This is a genomic window from Peribacillus sp. Bi134 (assembly GCF_918698065.1).
Lineage (GTDB): Bacteria > Bacillota > Bacilli > Bacillales > DSM-1321 > Peribacillus.
Map to the genome: position 1 here is coordinate 150672 of NZ_CAKKLN010000007.1, position 17863 is coordinate 168534.

The window sequence follows — 17863 nt, forward strand, 5'->3', positions numbered from 1 at the left end:
TCCTTCCTAAGTGGAAACGATTGCCCTATTAATCCACAATCCTCGCTACTTGAGTGATGTCGGGGAGTGCTGTAATTTCAGCGATGACGTGATCCTCCAAGTTTTGGTCCACTTCAATCGTCATCAAGGCCATCTTCCCTTTTTCTTTTCGGGAGACTTCCATCTGGCCAATATTGATTTGATGCTTGGCTAATATGTTTGAAACATTTGCGATGGCACCGAACCGATCATCATGAACGACGAGTATGGCAGGGTTGTGCCCGGAGAGCCTCAATTTAAACCCGTTCAGTTCGACGATTTCGATTTTTCCCCCGCCTATCGATATTCCGACAAGTTCCAGTTCACCATCATCATCACCAACCGTTATTTTTGCTGTATTGGGATGCTCCGGTACGGCTTCTTCTTCCCGAAAAGTAATTTTCATCTTTTTTTTACGGGCTATTTCCAGCGATTCTTTGATTCTCTCATCAAATGTATCAAAATCAAGTAAGCCTCCTACAATGGCTACATCCGTTCCATGGCCTTTATAGGTTTTGGCAAATGATCCGTAAAAAGAAATGTGGGCCCATTTTGGTTCCCGGTCGAATAAATTCCTGGCAACCCTGCCAATCCTTGCAGCTCCTGCTGTATGGGAACTAGAGGGGCCGATCATAACAGGACCAATTATATCGAATACACTTCTAAATTTCATGACTTGCTCCTCCTTCTATACACTGGGAGTCAGTTTAATAATAAAGCGTGATACATTGTAATTACAATTAAGCTGTCCGTAATCCTTCTTTTCATAAAAAATAAAACTGCATAGCCTAATGACATATGCAGTTTATTGCCTTTTATTTTTTTCAGGACCCTCAAACATTGTGACGATTAAGTCTCCCTCATCTTCATTGATCTCTACTTATTCAATTGAAAAAATGAAAGAATATAAAGGTTGTTTCCCATTATGCACTTCAACTTCAACGTCTTCGAAATTCTCATTACAAAACGCAACAAGACTTTCGACATTTTCAGCAGTGGCATCTTCTCCATATAAAATGGTAAGGATTTCTGAATCTTCGTCAATCATATCGGAAAGAAGATCTTTTGCCGCTTGGGTCATGTCTTTATCCTTCACTTTGATGGTGCCTTCAGCAATTCCCATGAAGTCCCCGGTCTCGATTGCAAGACCGTCAATGTTGGTATCCCGGACAGCATAAGTAATCTGGCCCGTTTTCACATGCGAAAGGGCTTCGATCATCGCTTTTTTATTCTCTTCAGCATCAAGTGAAGGGTTGAAAGCCAGCAATGCAGCCATTCCCTGTGGTACTGTTTTCGTTGGGATGACAGTCACATGATCCCCAAGTACATCTGCAGCCTGATTGGCCGCCATGATGATATTTTTATTGTTAGGCAAGATGATCACATGATCTGCATATGCCTCTTCGACAGCTTTAACGATATCTTCCGTGCTAGGATTCATCGTTTGTCCGCCTTCGATGACGGACTTAGCGCCGATGCTTTTGAATAATTCGCTGATGCCAGCACCCATCGCCACTGACACTACAGCGTACTTCTCTTTGGTGGACGGTTTAGTTTGAAGCGGTGTTTTCGTCTCACCTACAATCGCAGTATGCTGTTCACGCATATTATCGATTTTCATTTTTATTAAGCTACCATATTGCTGTCCATAATTCAGGCACGTGCCAGGCTGTTCAGAGTGAATATGTACCTTGACGACTTCATCATCTGAGATGACTAATAAAGAATCTCCGTATTCACTTAAATCATTTCTGAATTTTTCTTCATCAAATGATTTATTGACAAGTTTTTCATTTTCCAATCGGACCATGAATTCCGTGCAGTAGCCATACACGATATCTTCCGTGTTCATATGCCCTTGAACATTCATGTGATGTTCGGCATTGATCATGTCATCCATGCTTGGGCCATTTGCAGGTCGGACTGGAAGTGCCTCACCTTTCAGCTCAGCAAGGAAACCTTCATAAACGAATACCAACCCTTGCCCGCCGCTATCAACGACTCCCACTTCTTTTAAGACTGGAAGTAGATCTGGTGTACGTTTTAATGAGGCATTGGCCTCCGTAACGATTTCTTCCATCACCTGAATAAGGTCTATATGCTTTGCTGCTGATGAAACCGCTTGCTTGGCTGCATCTTTTGCAACCGTTAAAATGGTTCCTTCAACAGGTTTCATAACGGCTTTATAAGCTGTCTGAACCCCCGCTTCAAAAGCTTGGGCAAATTCTTCACTATTGATTTCCGATTTATGTTCAATCGCTTTAGCAAAACCGCGGAACAGTTGCGAAAGGATAACTCCCGAATTGCCGCGTGCTCCCATTAGCAATCCTCTTGAAAGTGAGGCACCCACTTTCCCGATGTGTTCCTGGACGTTATTTTGCACTTCCTTCGCACCCGAAGTCATCGATAAATTCATATTCGTTCCTGTATCCCCATCTGGAACAGGGAAAACATTCAACGCATCAACCATTTGGGCATTAGCCGCTAAATGGTTGGCACCTTGAATGATCATTTCTGCAAAGCGCTTTCCGTTCAAACTTGTAATTGACACAAAACTTTCCTCCTATACTTAAGGGTTCGTCACACGAACTCCCTGTACAAAAATGTTGACGGAATCAACAGCTAATCCTACAGTTTTGTCCAGGGTGTACTTTACCTTTGATTGCACATTATGTGCAACTTCCGAGATTTTCGTTCCATAACTTACGATAATATACATATCGATATGAACTTCTTCCTCTTCTTGTCGGACAATTACACCTTTAGTAAAGTTTTCTTTTCTTAAAATTTCGGCAATGCCGTCTTTAAATTGTTTTTTGGAAGACATTCCTATAATTCCGTAGCAATCCACGGCTGCGCCGCCTGCTACAGTAGCGATAACCTCATTAGAGATATCAATTTGTCCATACTTCGTTTGTAATTCGATAGACATTTTCTTTTCCCTCCCAAAAATCAAATCAACTAAAGACATTTTACTATAATGTCTATGGTTTTAAAAGTAAATGTCTTACGGTACTATATATAATTCAATTTTGAAGTATGTATGTCAAGGTTTTTTTCTTGAAAGTAATTAACTGAAGTATTGCATTCTAACGGTAGGTATGATAAATTATTAAAGTATTTTACAAAGACTTAAGACGACTGCGAAAAACTTAAGCTTGTTGTAGTTAGGAGGGAATTTGACATGGCACGTAAATGTGTAATCACTGGAAGAAGAACTCGTTCTGGTAACAGCCGCTCTCACGCAATGAACGCTAGCAAGCGTACATGGGGCGCTAACCTTCAAAAAGTACGTATTTTAGTTGACGGTAAACCTAAACGTGTATACGTTTCTGCAAGAGCTCTTAAATCGGGCAAAGTAGAACGCGTATAATGTTACGGCATCCTCTTAGGATGCCTTTTTACTTGTAATGGCCAGTATTTAATGGGGATGGTTTCAATTCGTTGATCAGGTCTTTCCTGCATCAAGGAGGGAGCCTTCACCCATTAATGGATGGCCGCCCCTTTTTACCGAAAAAATAACACCTCCCTTAATTTGAGAGGTGTCATGGAGATAAGTATCAGCCTTTTTTAAACGCTCCGAGCATAGCCCTTACCAAACTGCCCAGAACTTTTGGCAATTTAATCGTATAAAATTTCATCATGCCCCTCCTCTTTGCATCCCACAATTAAAGATGAAGTGGAATTTTTCTATTACAACATAAGCTTTTAAGCGGATATAGGATGATCGTAATTATATCCGAATCTGCTCTAAGCATGAATTTTAATCACTGCTTCTTATCACCATTAATATGCCTTTCTCAAATGAAACATTCCCAGATTCGGAAATTAGTTCATTGCTGATGCAAAGCGTCGAACCTATTTCCAAGCTTGCATCATCCAGCGGGTATTTGAAACCCGAAAGTGTAATGCCGGTGACTTCAGCCGTTACGGGGAGCAATGACAAGTATTTCTTATCTTTTAAAACAGTGACCTCATATGAACCTGCTGTCTTTACCGTGAATATATTTTGCCGATCGACTATGTATATATCCATATCGCCATGATGAGGGAGGACACTTTCTTTTTGGAGCAGCTGGATATTCCCAAGAAAATGGTCCATTCTTCCCCCTGTTGCGCCCAGAATGTGAATTTCACTTGGCTTTTGCCCTATTGCCCATTTAAATGCGATCTCTAAATCCGTTTCATCCTTTTCCGAAGAATATAGATTGATTTGTTCCAGCCTTTGCTCAATTTTCCTGTATTCACCTTCCGAAACTGAATCAAAATCCCCAAAACCGAATCTAGGTTCGATACCTTTTTCAAGCAAAGACCATACTCCCCTGTCAACCCCGACCCAAAGGTCAGTCTTCTCCTTATACCATGTCAGATCCGGCCAAAAACATTCCGGACCTCCAGCCATAATACTAATAATCATCGAAATCATCCTTTTCTTTACATATTCATATCAAAGATCCCTATGTTTGATTGATAAAAAAAGCCGATCACCATCATACGAATATGATAGTGTCGGCTTATATCACTTTCCCCGAATCTTTTGAATCGCTGCGTTTCGATCTTCTTGATTATATATTGCCGAGCCAGCCACAAGGATTGTCGCCCCTTGTTCAATACATAGTTTAGCCGTTTCTTCATTTACTCCACCATCAATCTCTATTTCCAGATTTTGATTATACATTTCCGCCATCGCCTTCACTTCGGCAATTTTGGGAAGAACGGATTTAATGAACTTTTGTCCGCCAAAACCAGGATTGACCGTCATCAACAATACCATGTCAATATCTTCGATTATAGGTTGGATCAATGAAGCTGGAGTGGCTGGATTAAGCACCACGCCTGCCTTTACACCAAAAGATTTAATCAATTGGATCGTCCGATGCAAGTGTGTGCATGCCTCTACATGAACAGTTATATAATCGGCTCCTGCTTTCGCAAAGGCCTCGATATAACGATCTGGTTGTTCGATCATTAAATGAACATCAAGCGGGAGCTTTGTTATGGGACGGATAGCATCGACAATTAGTGAGCCTATCGTTATATTCGGCACGAAATGCCCATCCATGACATCTACATGGATTAAATCCGCTCCGCCCCTTTCCACATCAAGAATTTCTTCTCCCAATTTTGCAAAGTCAGCTGATAAAATGGATGGTGCGATTTTAACCATTTTAATACCTCGGCTTTCTATCTCTGATTTCTTCTAGGAATTGCATATAATGTTCATATCGATAACGTGGAATTTCCCCGGCATCAACCGCTTCCTTCACTGCACACTTTGGTTCTTTATCGTGCAGGCAGGCCCTGAATTTACAGTCTTCCCCATGCTTATGCATTTCCGGGAAGCAATAGGATAATCTTTCAGCTTCCATTTCCATGAATTCAAGTGAACTGAACCCTGGAGTATCCGCGACAAGTCCAGAGCCGATATGAATCAATTCAACGTGGCGGGTGGTATGCTTCCCACGTCCCAAGTGTGAAGAAATATCATCCGTCTTTAAAGCCAATTCAGGATTGATTGCATTCAGCAAAGACGATTTCCCAACACCTGACTGCCCGGCAAATACACTGGTTTTTCCTTCTAAATACGGCACTAGTTCTTCAATTCCTCCAGCGGTAACAGAAGATGTTTCCAGGACAGTATAGCCAAGTTTCTGATAGTCCTTGATATACTGAGACAATTTCTTTTGGTTTTCAGCTGTAACCAAGTCCAGTTTCGTCACCACGATAATCGGTTCAATTTCGTTATCTTCAATCAGTACGAGGAATCGATCAAGCAATGCCGGACTGAAATCAGGTTCTACTGCCGAAAAGACAAGGATTGCCTGGTCTACATTCGAGATTTGCGGACGTATCAATTCATTCTTTCGCGGTTTTATTTCGGTCACGGTCCCGTCCGTTTTATTTTCCGCTTCAAAAACAACATAATCACCCACGAGCGGGGTTACCTTATTCTTCCTGAACAGGCCTCTTCCACGGCATTGATAGACCTCTTCACCATCAAGGACATAATAAAATCCACTTAATGCTTTGATAATTTTTCCTTCGGGCATAACCACACTCCTAATTAATAAAATTATTCTGGATATGAGACGGATTCGTCAATGATGACCTGATTGTCCCGCATGACTTTATATCCTGCTTTCTTATCTGGGGTAACCATTAATTCGATCGTTCTCTTCGCTTCATGCAATATATAGAATGTTTCTTGTGGCTCCGTCATGCTATTGTCGATATCCTCGATGAAAATTTGTATTTTTTGTGTTTTGCCTGGCTCAACAGGATCATACTCGATTTTGATTTCCTCCGTTACACTCTTGGGAGGAATTTCTTCTTTCCCTTTTGAAATGACCACTTTCACAGTACTGCCCTTTTCCACCTTCGTAGCAGGTTCCGGTGACTGGGAAATGACAAGCCCCTCCGCTACGGAATCATCATAGATTTCTTCTTCGACATCGATCTTTATACCACTTTCACTGGAATAATCATCCAGGCCAGCTTTATTGAATCCAGTTAAGTTCTTCAAGCTCAGGAGATCTGCCCCTTTACTGACCGTTAGCTCAAGCTCCGTTTCGGATGGTACGACCTCAGTGGCACCCGAGGGTGTTTGTTCAATGATCGTGCCGGCTGCACTGTCATCATATTTTTCGGTCACGCTTATGTTTTTGAATCCCATTTTCTCAAGCAGGGATTTAACATCAGAGTAGTCTCGACCTTCATAGCTTGACAATGAAATCGTCTCTTTACCAATGCTTTGATAAATATCGATGACTGCACCTTCCTTGACCGTCTTACCTTCCTTAGGGTTGGTTTTGATCACAAGACCAGCTTCAACCTCTTCATCTTCAATCTCGATCGTATCTCCAACTTTCAAATCCAATTCAAGCAATTCAGTAATGGCATCATCCAATTCTTCCCCTTTAAGGTCTGGGATCGTCACTTCCTTCGAGACAAGGAGGGGGGGTACAACAGTGACAGATAAAACAGCAAGCAGGGCGAGAACTAAAAAGGTGGTCACCAGGATTGCAGGCATGTTTCTTCGTTTTTTACCTTTATGATCCGACTTGTTTTTTTGTTTTTTCTGTTTCTTTTGTTTCTTCTGTTTCTTTTTCGATTTACTCTCAGCTTCAGAATCAGTTTCCACATCATCCACATAAACTAAAGTGTTTTTTTCAGGACCCCTTATGATTGTCTCATCGACGCTGGAAAGCTGATCGTCCGTTATGACGGGGATGGCTTTTGTTGCATCATGGTCTTCGGGAATGGCAAAAGGCAGTTCATTTGAACGCTCAGGATTAAGCGACGTCCGTATATCATCTTCCATCGAGTCTACGCTCTCATAGCGGTAATATGAATCTTTGGCTGTCGCTTTCAAGATAATATTTTCCACACTCTGGGGTATTTCAGAGTTCCAGCGTTTTGGCGACGGAGTTTCCGATTGTAAATGTTTAAGAGCAATCGACACGGCTGATTCACCCGAAAATGGCAATCTTCCCGTCAACAATTCAAACATGACGATGCCAAGTGAATAAATGTCCGACTTCTTATTGGCCATACCGCCTCTGGCCTGTTCAGGAGATAAATAATGAACCGAGCCCAAGACTGCGTTGGTCTGCGTTATGTTTGTTGCACTTAGTGCCAATGCTATGCCGAAGTCCGTAATCTTGACGGTTCCTTCTTTATCAATCAAAATGTTCTGTGGCTTGATATCACGATGAATGATCCCATTATGATGGGCATGGGAAATCGCTGCCGTAATTTGCCTCATGATATCCAAGGCCTCATCAACTGGAATTGGATAATATTTTTGTATGTATTGCTTAAGTGTAAATCCGTCAACGTATTCCATTACAATATAATAGATGGAATCTTCTTCACCAACATCATAAATGCTTACGATATTGGGATGGGCCAAACTGGTTGCCGATTGGGCTTCCCGATTGAAGCGCTTGATGAACTCTTCGTCATTATTAAAATCCATGCGAAGGATTTTCAATGCGACATCCCTATCTAAGATCATATCCCTTGCTAGGTAAACATTCGCCATACCGCCGCCGCCTACCATCTCGAGCAGCTTATAACGGCCGTTGATTCTTCTACCAATCAACATTCAATTCACCTGCTTTCACTTTCTTCAGTAAATTGAACAAGCACAAGTGTGATATTATCTTCCCCACCATAGTGATTGGCCTTATCTATTAATGAATTCGCCTTTTCTTCAAGTGACTGTCCATTGGTTACCGTTTCTTCCAGTTCCTGTTCACTCACTTTATTCGTCAATCCATCCGAGCAAAGCAACAGTAAATCATTTTCTTCGAAGATGACCGTCATAATGTCCATTTCCACTTGCATTTCTGTCCCCAAGGCTCGTAATAAAACATTTTTCCGTGGATGGTTTTCGGCATCTTCCTTCGAAATCTGACCGGAACGGACCAATTCGTTAACGAGTGAATGATCTTCCGTGACCTGCTTAAAACCGCTCTCATTATACAAATAACACCGGCTGTCCCCGATGTTGGCAATCGTAGCAAACTTGTCGGTGCAAATGGCTGCAACAATGGTGGTACCCATGCCCTTACATTCCGTATTCGCTTCTGCATGTTCAAAAAGCAACTGATTGACCGAAAAGATTTGCTGCTTCAGCCAATCCTCGGCCTCATTTGCCGTTTCGATTCCGGTTGATGCTTCCCAGCCCTTTTTCAGAAGGTCTATCGTCATTGCACTGGCTACATCCCCGGCGCGGTGGCCGCCCATGCCATCTGCAACGATGGCAAGGCGTACGCCTTCCGAGTTCTTAAAGATTCCGCCATTATCTTCATTATGCTGGCGGACTTTTCCACGGTCTGTCCTAAATATTGCCCTCATAGGGTCACCTCGTCTCTTCTTTGCGCTCCTTGGCCCGAAGCTGGCCGCAGGCTGCGTCAATATCACTGCCTTGTTCCCTTCGGATCGTTACATTAATGCCGCGCTTCTTCAATGTTTTTTCAAACTCAAAAATTTGGTCCCGAGGTGTTCGTACATAGTTGCGTTCAGGCACATAGTTAACCGGTATTAAGTTGACATGGCATTTTATCCCTTTTATTAAAGCTGCTAATTCTTCAGCGTGCTCCACTGTATCATTCTCGCCACCGAATAGACCATATTCAAAACTTACACGGCGACCTGTTTTTTCTGTATAGTACTTGATTGCTTCGATCAAGTCTGGAAGTTTGTAGGCCTTATTGATCGGCATCAATTTACTTCTCAATTCCGTATTCGGTGCATGAAGGGAAACAGCAAAGTTTATTTGCATGCTTTCTTCGGCAAACTTATAGATCTTAGGAATGATCCCACTTGTGGAAACGGTAATATGACGGGCCCCGATGTTCAAGCCCTTTTCATGGTTTATATTCTTCAAGAATGACATCATATTATCGTAGTTATCAAACGGTTCACCTATACCCATGATTACTACAGAACTAACACGTTCTTCCGATTCGTCAAGTGCTTGCTGAACTTTTACGACTTGGGCAACTATTTCCCCTGATTCAAGATTCCGCTTTAAACCGCCTAATGTCGACGCACAGAATGTACAGCCAATTCTACATCCTACCTGTGTTGTCACGCAAATGGAGTTTCCGTATTCATGGCGCATCAGCACCGTTTCTATCGAATAACCATCTTGGAGTTCAAATAAAAACTTCATCGTTCCGTCATTGGACGTTTGCTGAATCAAAGTTTTCAAAGTTGTGAAGGTGAATTGCGCTTCCAGCTTATCCCGTAATGATTTCGAAAGGTTGGACATATCTTCAAAACTGGAGACACGTTTTTTATAAAGCCAGTCATATACTTGCTCGGCCCGGAATGCCTTTTCTCCATTTTGAACAAGCCAATCTTTAATTTGGTGTAGCTCCAATGAGTAAATCGATGGTTTTTCTGGTGTCGTATCTTTTCTTACTCTAGATGATTTAGTGATTTCTGCCATTACAGCACCTTCTTTCTAAAACTCGCAATAAAGAATCCGTCACTGCTAAAATATTGCGGAAAAACTTGCAGCGTATGACCCTCGATGAATGGCTGAACGCTTTCAGGCATTCTTGCGGACAAGGTTGCATCGCTTTCAAAATCCGGGTGGCTTTCCAAAAATGCTGCAGCGACTTTGTCATTTTCTTCTTTATCCACCGTACAGGTACTATATACTAACCGTCCGCCTTGCTTAACAAGCGGGGCAGCCGATTCCAATAATTGTTTTTGTATACTTGAGAGTTTCATTATATCATCTTTTGTTTTAGTGTACTTTACATCAGGCTTCCGGCGCATGACTCCCAACCCGGAACATGGTGCATCGATCAGGACCCTGTCAAAACCTTCCTTATTGAAGTGTTCTTGCACTTTTCTGCTATCAAGGGCCATTGTCTTAATATTGTTTCTGAGCTTTAGGCGCTCCGCCTGCTCTTTAATGAGCTTGACCTTATGCTCATGAAGGTCGAGAGCATATACTTGTCCAGTGGTCAAGCCTTCTGCGATATGGGTCGTTTTCCCTCCAGGTGCGGCACAGCAATCGAGTACAGCATCATTTTCATTCGCACCCAATGCATGGGCAACAAGCATTGAACTCTCGTCCTGAATCGATAAATAACCCAATTTATAGCTTTCCGAATGAGCAAGATTCCCTTTGTAGCTGACAATTGCTTCGGGAATGACTTCACTTGCTTCAACATCATATCCTTCTTCCGTTAATATGCTGATCAGTTCACGGCGTGAAATCTTTTTTAAATTAACCCGACCCGTCTGTAATGGCGCAGTTAAATTGATTTCACACATTTCCTTGGTTTTTTCATAGCCAAATTGCTCTACCCAACGCTTTACAAGCCAAATTGGATGACTTACTTCTATGGAAAGCCGTTCCAGATCATCTTTAATTTCATCTAAAGAAGGAACACCATTCCTTTGGATGTTACGGAGGACGCCATTGACCATTGAAGATGTACCCTTGTGTCCGCGTTTTTTGGAAATTTCGACAGCCTCGAAAATGATTGCATGATCAGGCACTTTATCTAAATAGACCATTTGATAAACGGAAAGCCTAAGTAAATTAATGACCCAGCTTTGCGTTTTTTTAGGCTGTTTAATATATGGGCTCAAATAATAATCCAAAGTCATCTTACGCTGTATGGTACCGTAACTTATTTCTGTAAGCAAACCGCTGTCCACGACGGATAACTGGTGCTTTTTAATCAAGTTGTTCAATAATAGGTTACTGTAGGATTGGTTTTTCTCTACAGATTCCAAAATATCGAGAGCGATTTCACGTACTCCCTTTTTAGTTTGCTTCATTCTGTTCTCCTAACTTCATGCCTGCTTTAATGAACGATCCGGCTCCGCGCAAGTAATCTTTCGCCGGCATTTTTTTCTTTCCTGAAGGCTGCAGTTCTGTAACCAGTATTGCCGTCTCATTGCCTGTCGAAACGATGAAACCATCATTTTGTACATCAATGACCGTGCCCGGCGCAGCCTGATTGCCATCTTCCAGTTTCTTTACCTGCCAAATCTTCAAAATGGACCCTTCTAAAGTTGTATAAGCAACAGGCCAAGGATTCAGGCCGCGTACATGGTTATAGATGTCTTCTCCTGATTTCGACCAGTCGATTCTTTCCTCTGACCGCTTGACGTTAGGTGCAAAAGACGCTCTAAACTCATCCTGCTTGATCGGCTGTAACTCCTCATTAATAAGTTTCGGAAGTGTCTCTGCAAGTAAATCCGACCCTATCTTGCTTAATTTATCATGCAGCGTTCCGACATTATCTTGTTCTTCGATAGCAACTTCCGCCTGAGTCAATATATCACCGGCATCCAATTTTTCCGCCATATACATGATGGTTATCCCAGTCTTTTCTTTCCCCTGTAAAATGGAATAATGAATGGGCGCCCCACCACGCAGTTCTGGAAGCAGGGAGGCATGTACATTAATACATCCGTACTTAGGGGCATCCAGCAATTCATTCGGAAGGATTTGTCCGAAAGCCGCCGTCACCACCAAGTCAGCATTCAAGGAGATGATCTTTTCAAGTTCTTCTTTTTCACGGATTTTTTCGGGTTGATAAACGGGAATCCCATGCTTTTCGGCTTCGACCTTAACTGGAGGCGGCGTCAGCACTTTTTTGCGGCCTACTGGACGATCGGGCTGTGTGACAACAGCGATCACATCATACCCTTCATCAATGATTCTTTTCAATACCGGCACTGAAAAGTCCGGTGTACCCATAAATATTATTTTCGTCATTCTTCTCCATACCTTTCTAACTCTTCTTCCGAAATATACCGGGAAACCTTACTTGTAAATAAAACTCCTTGCAGATGGTCGATTTCGTGTTGAAGGGCCCTTGCAAGGAAATCTTCCGCTTCTATCTCGAAAAAAGATCCTTTTCGGTCTTGTGCCCGGACTTTGACACGGTATGGACGCGTTACTTCGCCATATAAACTTGGGAAGCTCAAGCATCCTTCAACACCTGTCTGTTCGCCTTCCATTTCCAGCACTTCCGGATTAATCAGTTCGATTGCACCTGATCCTTCCTCTATTTCAACGACGGCCACTTGCTTTTTCACGCCAACCTGAGGTGCTGCAAGTCCAACGCCATCCGCCTCCACCATCGTTTCATACATGTTATTTAACAGCTTTGCCAACTTTTTATCAAAACTTGTTACTTTATCGCATTTTTGTTGTAAAATTTTTTCAGGAAACAAGACAATCGGTAAAATAGCCAAAATTAATGGTAACCTCCTAGATATGAAAAACAGCACTTCATTATATAAAAACGCAAGCTGTGACAGCTCGCGGTAATCATCCATCTCTTAAACAATTACATCATGATCTGTGGATTTAAATCTATTGAAATCTGCAGCTGATTCTGAGCGGTTTCTTTTTGGTAATGCTCCAAAAGTGTGCGTAAATGCTGATTCAGGTCCGGCTCTCGTTTGTATTTTATCAGACATTGGTAGCGATATCTATTGTTGATTCGACTAATGGGGGAAGCAACCGGACCTAGTACGATAGAATCCCGATTCAATCGTGAGCCTAGATAATTCGTGATCTTCTCAGTGACACTCACTGTCTTCATTAAATCTTCATGTGAAACGGTAATAAGGACAACATAATAATACGGAGGGTAATGACTTTGCCTCCTTAGATGCATCTCCCGTTCATAAAAAGCATCATAATCCTGAAAGGCAGAAAGCTCGATGCTGTAGTGCTCAGGTGTATAGGTTTGGATGACCACTTCTCCCGGAAGCTGATGACGTCCTGCCCTTCCGCTGACCTGTGTCAGCAGCTGGAATGTCTTTTCCGAAGAACGGAAATCCGGCAGATGCAGCATCGTATCAGCTGAAAGGACTCCAACAAGGGTGATATTAGGAAAATCAAGGCCCTTGGCAATCATTTGGGTGCCTAACAATATATCGGCCTTCCCTTCACCAAAGGCATTCAGCAACCGCTCATGTGAACCCTTCTTACTCGTCGTGTCGACATCCATCCGTATGACCCGTGCTTCAGGGAGGATTTTCGCAAGCTCTTCTTCAACCTTTTGAGTGCCTGTACCGAAGAACCTTATATGTTCACTTTCACATTCAGGGCATGCGGAAGGCATTCCCTCTTCAAAACCGCAATAATGGCATTTCATTATATCATTAAAGCGATGATATGTGAGTGAAATGTCACAATTAGGGCAGTTGATGACCAATCCGCAGCTTCGGCACATCACAAAGGAAGAATGTCCCCTTTTATTTAGCATCAGAACTGTTTGCTCCCCCTTCTCAAGCCGGTCTTTCAGCTTGGTAAAGAGCAGCTCCGAAAACATGGAACGATTTCCGGTTCTTAGTTCTTCTCGCATATCTACAATATCCACTGCTGGCAACGCACTTTTATTCATCCTCTGGCTAAGTGTCAATAATTTATAGACATTTTTCTTGGCTCGTGCAAAAGATTCAAGTGTAGGTGTCGCGCTGCCAAGAATAACCGGACACCTATATGATTTTGCTCTTTCAATGGCTACGTCCCTGGCGTGGTACCTTGGCGTTTCTTCTTGCTTATAGCTGGATTCATGCTCTTCATCAATGATGACCAGCCCCAGGTTTTCAAAAGGAGCAAACACGGCGGAGCGCGCGCCCACCACCACTTTTACTTCTTTACGGTGAATTTTCCGCCATTCATCATATTTTTCACCTACGGATAAACCGCTATGCATGACAGCTACCTGCTCCCCAAACCTTTCCTTAAACCTCTTCACCGTCTGTGGAGTTAAGGAGATTTCAGGTACAAGCATGATGGCTTCCTTCCCTTTTTCAATGACAGATGCAATAGCCTGTAGATACACTTCCGTCTTCCCGCTTCCGGTTACACCATATAAAAGGAAAACATCATGTTCATCATGGTGTATTTTCTCTTGGATAGGCTTCAACGCAGTTGTTTGTTCAGCTGTAAGTGTAAAGGGAGTGGATTTTTCGAAAACACGGTTTTCATAAGGATCACGGTATATTTCTTGATCTATTTCCGCCAAGGCCCCTTTTGACACTAGGGATTTGACGGTACCGCTTGATGTGTTCATCAATTCAAGCAATTCTTTTAACGGAATGGGTTCTTGATGTTCAATAAAGTATTGAAGGAGTTCCTGTTGTTTTTTTGCATTGCTTGACATGGCTGATGCCATTTCTTTCAGTTCCTCAGGGGAAAGTAAAGATTTTATGACACGGACTGTCTTCTTATTAAGTCGGTTTTTCACATTATATACGAGCTCAAGATTGCCATTTTGCATTTCCTTTTGGAAAAGTGAAGCGTTCTCCCCTTCAATCACGTCTTTCCAAGATATTGAATCATTTTTCCCGAAAAGGTTTTGAATGAATGGAGGCAGCTGATTCTTTTTATCTTCAACGACTTTGATCACTTTTTCATACTTTGCTTTCATCGCTGCCGGAAGCATGGCCTGTAGCGCTGAAATTTTAAAACACATCGCCTCTTTGGTCAACCAGTCACCCAGCTGAAGCAATTCATCATTAAGGATGGGCTCCAAATCCATTGGTTCTTTTATATTGCGTAATTTCGCAAAGTCGCTTTTAGCTTTTAAGCCTGTGACGAATCCCTGAACCATTCTTGGACCGAACGGGACGATGACCCGCATTCCGGGTTTGATGACTTGGCTCCACTTTTCAGGTATGCGATAGTCGAATTCTCGATCCGTTTGTTTAGCAGGTACATCCACGATGACGGATGCTATATCCATATGACATCATTCCTTTTGCATGCGAGATACTTCTGCCAGGATGCTTTTAGCTATATCCGCTTTACTCATTTTTGGAAGTTCGGTCGCACTTCCATCTTTATTGTAAATAGTCACGATGTTCGTATCCGTTCCAAATCCTGCCCCTGGGGCGGTAACATTATTGGCAACGATCATATCTGCATTCTTTTTGGCTAATTTCCCTCTTGCGTATTCTTCAACATTGTTCGTTTCAGCCGCAAAGCCTACCAAGAACTGATGAGTTTTATTTTCACCGAGTTCCATGAGGATATCCTTTGTCCGTTCAAATTCCATCACATTTTCCCCTGGCTGCTTTTTCATCTTTTGATCATGATAAATTTTCGGTTTATAGTCAGCCACTGCAGCGGTCATGATTACGACGTCACTGGAATCGAACTGATCGAATACCGCATCATACATATCTGCTGCTGATACCACTGGTATTACTTTGGCCTTGGAGGGCGGTGTCAAGTTCACTGGGCCAGTGATCAATGTCACCTCAGCGCCCATTCCAATTGCCTTTTCGGCTAGGGCATAGCCCATTTTGCCGCTGGAATGATTCGTTACGTAACGCACGGGATCGATTGCTTCGCGAGTCGGTCCTGCCGTTATCAAATATTTCTTTCCTTTAAGAGGCTGTTGGTGTGATTTACGTTCATCGAAATATCGATTAAGATGTTCCACGATTGTTTCCGGTTCCTCCAATCGCCCTTTCCCTACATACCCGCAGGCCAAATACCCTTCACCCGGTTCAATGAATTGATATCCAAACGAACGAAGTGTCTCCATATTTTTCTGAACCGCTGGGTGGGCGTACATGTGCACGTTCATTGCCGGCGCAACCCAGACAGGCGCTTCCGTTGCCAGAAGTGTGGTCGTAATCATATCATCCGCGATTCCATTGGCTACCTTTCCGATGACATTCGCTGTAGCTGGAGCCAACAGGATGATATCTGCCCAATCAGCCAAGTCGATGTGGGCAATGACTGATGAATCCTTCTCATCAAAAGTATCTGTATACACATCATTTCTCGAAAGTGCTTGAAAGGTGAGCGGCGTCACGAATTCACGTGCCGATTCACTCATGATCACTTTAACATGTGCACCTTCCTGAGTTAATTTACTTGTCAGGGCAGCAGCCTTATATACAGCAATCCCGCCGGTGACACAAAGAAGTACTTTTTTATCGATAAGCATGCAAATTTCCCCTAACTATACATTCTATTTTCTTCTAATTATGACGGAAAACCGAAGAAATTTCATTTGAAATGCGCAATAACATATGGATCTTCCTAAACATTCCATACCTCTGCCTCCTTCATCAATGACTTCCGGACTTTATTAAAACCAAAACAAACAGGCCTGACACCTTGGCCGCAGGAAGGAAGCAATTTCCAAATGTAACGCTCCTGTTTGCTTTAGGGTGTCAGGCCCGATAGGTCAAGCTATGTGTTCTTTTAGTTTTCCTCGTAAGAATTATCGTAAGTCAATTTACCGGAATGAATCTCTTCAAGGGCACGACCTACTGATTTATGGGATACCGGTTTCGTTACGAGGCAATTATCTTTAATTTGCATTTCCCTGGCACGCTTAGCTGCCACTGATACAAGTGAGTATTTTGAATCGATTTTAAGTAATAGAGAATCAATTGATGGATATAACATAATTTATTCCGCCTCCAGCATTTTTTTATATAAAACAGCAACTCTTTCCCGACGGCAATGCTCGGCTATTACAATTGCATTAATTCTAGCACATGCGGCATCCACATGATCATTTTCAACAACATAATCATACAGATCCATAAGTTCTATTTCTTCCTTGGCCACTTTCATCCGTCCTTTTATAGCTTCCTCCGTCTCGGTTCCGCGAGTAACGATGCGGCTTTCGAGTTCGGTCAAACTCGGAGGAGCAAGGAAAATGAAAAGTCCTTCAGGGAATTTCTCCCGGACCTGTTTAGCTCCTTGAACTTCAATTTCCAGAAATACATCTTTTCCGGAATCGATTGTTTCACGGACATAATCCACGGGTGTTCCATAATAATTACCGACGAACTCAGCATATTCCAGCAATTTGCCTTCCTCGATCAGTGCTTCGAATTCCTCGCGTTTTTTGAAGAAATAATCCACTCCGTCCACTTCACCATGGCGAGGCAGCCGTGTGGTCATCGAAATCGAATATTCGAATGCCGTTCCTGGCTGAGAAAAAATCGCCTTTCTTACAGTTCCTTTACCAACACCGGATGGACCGGACAAAACGATTAATAAACCTTTTTCTCTCATATTGTTTCAGTTACCCCTCTTCTACGCTGTCATCTCTATCTTGAAGCCGTGCGGCAACCGTTTCCGGTTGAACGGCAGATAAGATAACATGGTCGCTGTCTGTAATTATAACGGCCCTAGTCCTTCTACCATATGTAGCATCTATTAAGGATCCGCGGTCTCGGGCATCTTGGATGATCCTTTTGATCGGAGCCGATTCAGGGCTCACGATGGATACGATCCGGTTTGCGGAAACGATATTCCCAAAACCAATATTAATGAGCTTAATTGACATTTTTGTCCCCCATTCATACCTAT

The 17863-nt window shown here is 42.6% G+C and carries 19 protein-coding genes; 1 reads left to right on the top strand and 18 read right to left on the bottom strand.

Translation table 11 applies throughout. From position 1 onward, the window contains the following. Positions 1-28: 28 nt before the first annotated feature. From sdaAB to LQ188_RS16915, 3 genes are all read right to left on the bottom strand, one after another. Positions 29-691 (bottom strand): L-serine ammonia-lyase, iron-sulfur-dependent subunit beta, encoded by a 663-nt coding sequence (sdaAB, locus tag LQ188_RS16905; RefSeq protein WP_101224620.1) that lies wholly within the window; start codon positions 689-691, stop codon positions 29-31. A gap of 207 nt (positions 692-898) precedes the next feature. After that, positions 899-2569 (bottom strand): DAK2 domain-containing protein, encoded by a 1671-nt coding sequence (locus LQ188_RS16910; RefSeq protein ID WP_230177530.1) that lies wholly within the window; start codon positions 2567-2569, stop codon positions 899-901. Between the two features lie 18 nt (positions 2570-2587). Continuing rightward, positions 2588-2950, bottom strand: a complete 363-nt coding sequence (locus tag LQ188_RS16915; RefSeq protein ID WP_034313762.1) for an Asp23/Gls24 family envelope stress response protein — start codon at positions 2948-2950, stop codon at positions 2588-2590. Between the two features lie 252 nt (positions 2951-3202). Between LQ188_RS16915 and rpmB the strand changes: the two genes are divergently transcribed. After that, a complete protein-coding gene (gene rpmB, locus LQ188_RS16920) occupies positions 3203-3391 on the top strand; it encodes a 50S ribosomal protein L28 (protein ID WP_034313767.1) in 189 nt (62 codons plus the stop codon). A 187-nt stretch (positions 3392-3578) separates the two neighbouring features. Here the strand turns inward: rpmB and spoVM are convergent, their stop codons facing one another. The 15 genes from spoVM to remA all read right to left on the bottom strand — a co-directional run bounded on the left by spoVM (position 3579) and on the right by remA (position 17840). Beyond that, a complete protein-coding gene (gene spoVM, locus LQ188_RS16925) occupies positions 3579-3659 on the bottom strand; it encodes a stage V sporulation protein SpoVM (protein WP_034313769.1) in 81 nt (26 codons plus the stop codon). Between the two features lie 122 nt (positions 3660-3781). Next, positions 3782-4435: a thiamine diphosphokinase gene (locus LQ188_RS16930; RefSeq protein ID WP_230177532.1), complete on the bottom strand. Its 654-nt coding sequence runs from the start codon at positions 4433-4435 to the stop codon at positions 3782-3784. A 102-nt stretch (positions 4436-4537) separates the two neighbouring features. Beyond that, on the bottom strand, positions 4538-5185 hold the full coding sequence (gene rpe / locus LQ188_RS16935; protein WP_101224617.1) for a ribulose-phosphate 3-epimerase: 648 nt from the start codon (positions 5183-5185) through the stop codon (positions 4538-4540). Between the two features lies 1 nt (position 5186). Further along, a complete protein-coding gene (gene rsgA, locus LQ188_RS16940) occupies positions 5187-6068 on the bottom strand; it encodes a ribosome small subunit-dependent GTPase A (RefSeq protein WP_230177534.1) in 882 nt (293 codons plus the stop codon). 23 nt (positions 6069-6091) lie between these two features. Beyond that, entirely contained in the window at positions 6092-8125 is a 2034-nt protein-coding gene (gene pknB, locus LQ188_RS16945) for a Stk1 family PASTA domain-containing Ser/Thr kinase (RefSeq protein WP_230177535.1), read from the bottom strand. 5 nt (positions 8126-8130) lie between these two features. After that, on the bottom strand, positions 8131-8880 hold the full coding sequence (locus tag LQ188_RS16950; protein WP_101224614.1) for a Stp1/IreP family PP2C-type Ser/Thr phosphatase: 750 nt from the start codon (positions 8878-8880) through the stop codon (positions 8131-8133). Positions 8881-8884: 4 nt separating this feature from the next. After that, positions 8885-9979, bottom strand: coding sequence for a 23S rRNA (adenine(2503)-C(2))-methyltransferase RlmN (gene rlmN / locus LQ188_RS16955; RefSeq protein ID WP_230177536.1), 1095 nt, complete (start codon positions 9977-9979; stop codon positions 8885-8887). Further along, positions 9979-11331 (bottom strand): 16S rRNA (cytosine(967)-C(5))-methyltransferase RsmB, encoded by a 1353-nt coding sequence (gene rsmB, locus LQ188_RS16960; protein ID WP_101224612.1) that lies wholly within the window; start codon positions 11329-11331, stop codon positions 9979-9981. The genes rlmN and rsmB overlap by 1 nt, the downstream gene beginning before the upstream one ends. Beyond that, complete coding sequence (fmt, locus tag LQ188_RS16965) at positions 11318-12277, bottom strand: methionyl-tRNA formyltransferase (RefSeq protein WP_230177537.1); 960 nt, start codon at positions 12275-12277, stop codon at positions 11318-11320. Before fmt ends, rsmB begins: the two co-directional genes overlap by 14 nt. Next, positions 12274-12759: a peptide deformylase gene (def, locus tag LQ188_RS16970; RefSeq protein WP_101224610.1), complete on the bottom strand. Its 486-nt coding sequence runs from the start codon at positions 12757-12759 to the stop codon at positions 12274-12276. Before def ends, fmt begins: the two co-directional genes overlap by 4 nt. 95 nt (positions 12760-12854) lie before the next feature. Continuing rightward, the gene (gene priA / locus LQ188_RS16975; RefSeq protein WP_230177538.1) at positions 12855-15266 is read right to left on the bottom strand and encodes a primosomal protein N'; all 2412 of its coding nucleotides are present in this window, start codon (positions 15264-15266) and stop codon (positions 12855-12857) included. 6 nt (positions 15267-15272) lie between these two features. Next, complete coding sequence (gene coaBC / locus LQ188_RS16980; RefSeq protein ID WP_230177539.1) at positions 15273-16481, bottom strand: bifunctional phosphopantothenoylcysteine decarboxylase/phosphopantothenate--cysteine ligase CoaBC; 1209 nt, start codon at positions 16479-16481, stop codon at positions 15273-15275. A gap of 260 nt (positions 16482-16741) precedes the next feature. Next, positions 16742-16948, bottom strand: a complete 207-nt coding sequence (gene rpoZ / locus LQ188_RS16985; RefSeq protein ID WP_098371057.1) for a DNA-directed RNA polymerase subunit omega — start codon at positions 16946-16948, stop codon at positions 16742-16744. A 3-nt stretch (positions 16949-16951) separates the two neighbouring features. Continuing rightward, positions 16952-17566, bottom strand: coding sequence for a guanylate kinase (gene gmk, locus LQ188_RS16990; protein WP_034313809.1), 615 nt, complete (start codon positions 17564-17566; stop codon positions 16952-16954). A 10-nt stretch (positions 17567-17576) separates the two neighbouring features. Continuing rightward, the gene (gene remA, locus LQ188_RS16995; protein ID WP_034313813.1) at positions 17577-17840 is read right to left on the bottom strand and encodes an extracellular matrix/biofilm regulator RemA; all 264 of its coding nucleotides are present in this window, start codon (positions 17838-17840) and stop codon (positions 17577-17579) included. Positions 17841-17863 lie beyond the last annotated feature (23 nt).

Bases quoted from the DNA above. Each gene is read 5' to 3' on its own strand.
- LQ188_RS16950 (WP_101224614.1), bottom strand. From the start codon at position 8,880: ATGAGGGCAATATTTAGGACAGACCGTGGAAAAGTCCGCCAGCATAAT.
- fmt (WP_230177537.1), bottom strand. From the start codon at position 12,277: ATGACGAAAATAATATTTATGGGTACACCGGACTTTTCAGTGCCGGTA.
- LQ188_RS16930 (WP_230177532.1), bottom strand. From the start codon at position 4,435: ATGATTATTAGTATTATGGCTGGAGGTCCGGAATGTTTTTGGCCGGAT.
- rlmN (WP_230177536.1), bottom strand. From the start codon at position 9,979: ATGGCAGAAATCACTAAATCATCTAGAGTAAGAAAAGATACGACACCA.
- pknB (WP_230177535.1), bottom strand. From the start codon at position 8,125: ATGTTGATTGGTAGAAGAATCAACGGCCGTTATAAGCTGCTCGAGATG.
- rpmB (WP_034313767.1), top strand. From the start codon at position 3,203: ATGGCACGTAAATGTGTAATCACTGGAAGAAGAACTCGTTCTGGTAAC.
- LQ188_RS16915 (WP_034313762.1), bottom strand. From the start codon at position 2,950: ATGTCTATCGAATTACAAACGAAGTATGGACAAATTGATATCTCTAAT.
- rsmB (WP_101224612.1), bottom strand. From the start codon at position 11,331: ATGAAGCAAACTAAAAAGGGAGTACGTGAAATCGCTCTCGATATTTTG.
- rsgA (WP_230177534.1), bottom strand. From the start codon at position 6,068: ATGCCCGAAGGAAAAATTATCAAAGCATTAAGTGGATTTTATTATGTC.
- gmk (WP_034313809.1), bottom strand. From the start codon at position 17,566: ATGAGAGAAAAAGGTTTATTAATCGTTTTGTCCGGTCCATCCGGTGTT.
- remA (WP_034313813.1), bottom strand. From the start codon at position 17,840: ATGTCAATTAAGCTCATTAATATTGGTTTTGGGAATATCGTTTCCGCA.
- rpe (WP_101224617.1), bottom strand. From the start codon at position 5,185: ATGGTTAAAATCGCACCATCCATTTTATCAGCTGACTTTGCAAAATTG.
- spoVM (WP_034313769.1), bottom strand. From the start codon at position 3,659: ATGAAATTTTATACGATTAAATTGCCAAAAGTTCTGGGCAGTTTGGTA.
- sdaAB (WP_101224620.1), bottom strand. From the start codon at position 691: ATGAAATTTAGAAGTGTATTCGATATAATTGGTCCTGTTATGATCGGC.
- priA (WP_230177538.1), bottom strand. From the start codon at position 15,266: ATGGATATAGCATCCGTCATCGTGGATGTACCTGCTAAACAAACGGAT.
- rpoZ (WP_098371057.1), bottom strand. From the start codon at position 16,948: ATGTTATATCCATCAATTGATTCTCTATTACTTAAAATCGATTCAAAA.
- coaBC (WP_230177539.1), bottom strand. From the start codon at position 16,481: ATGCTTATCGATAAAAAAGTACTTCTTTGTGTCACCGGCGGGATTGCT.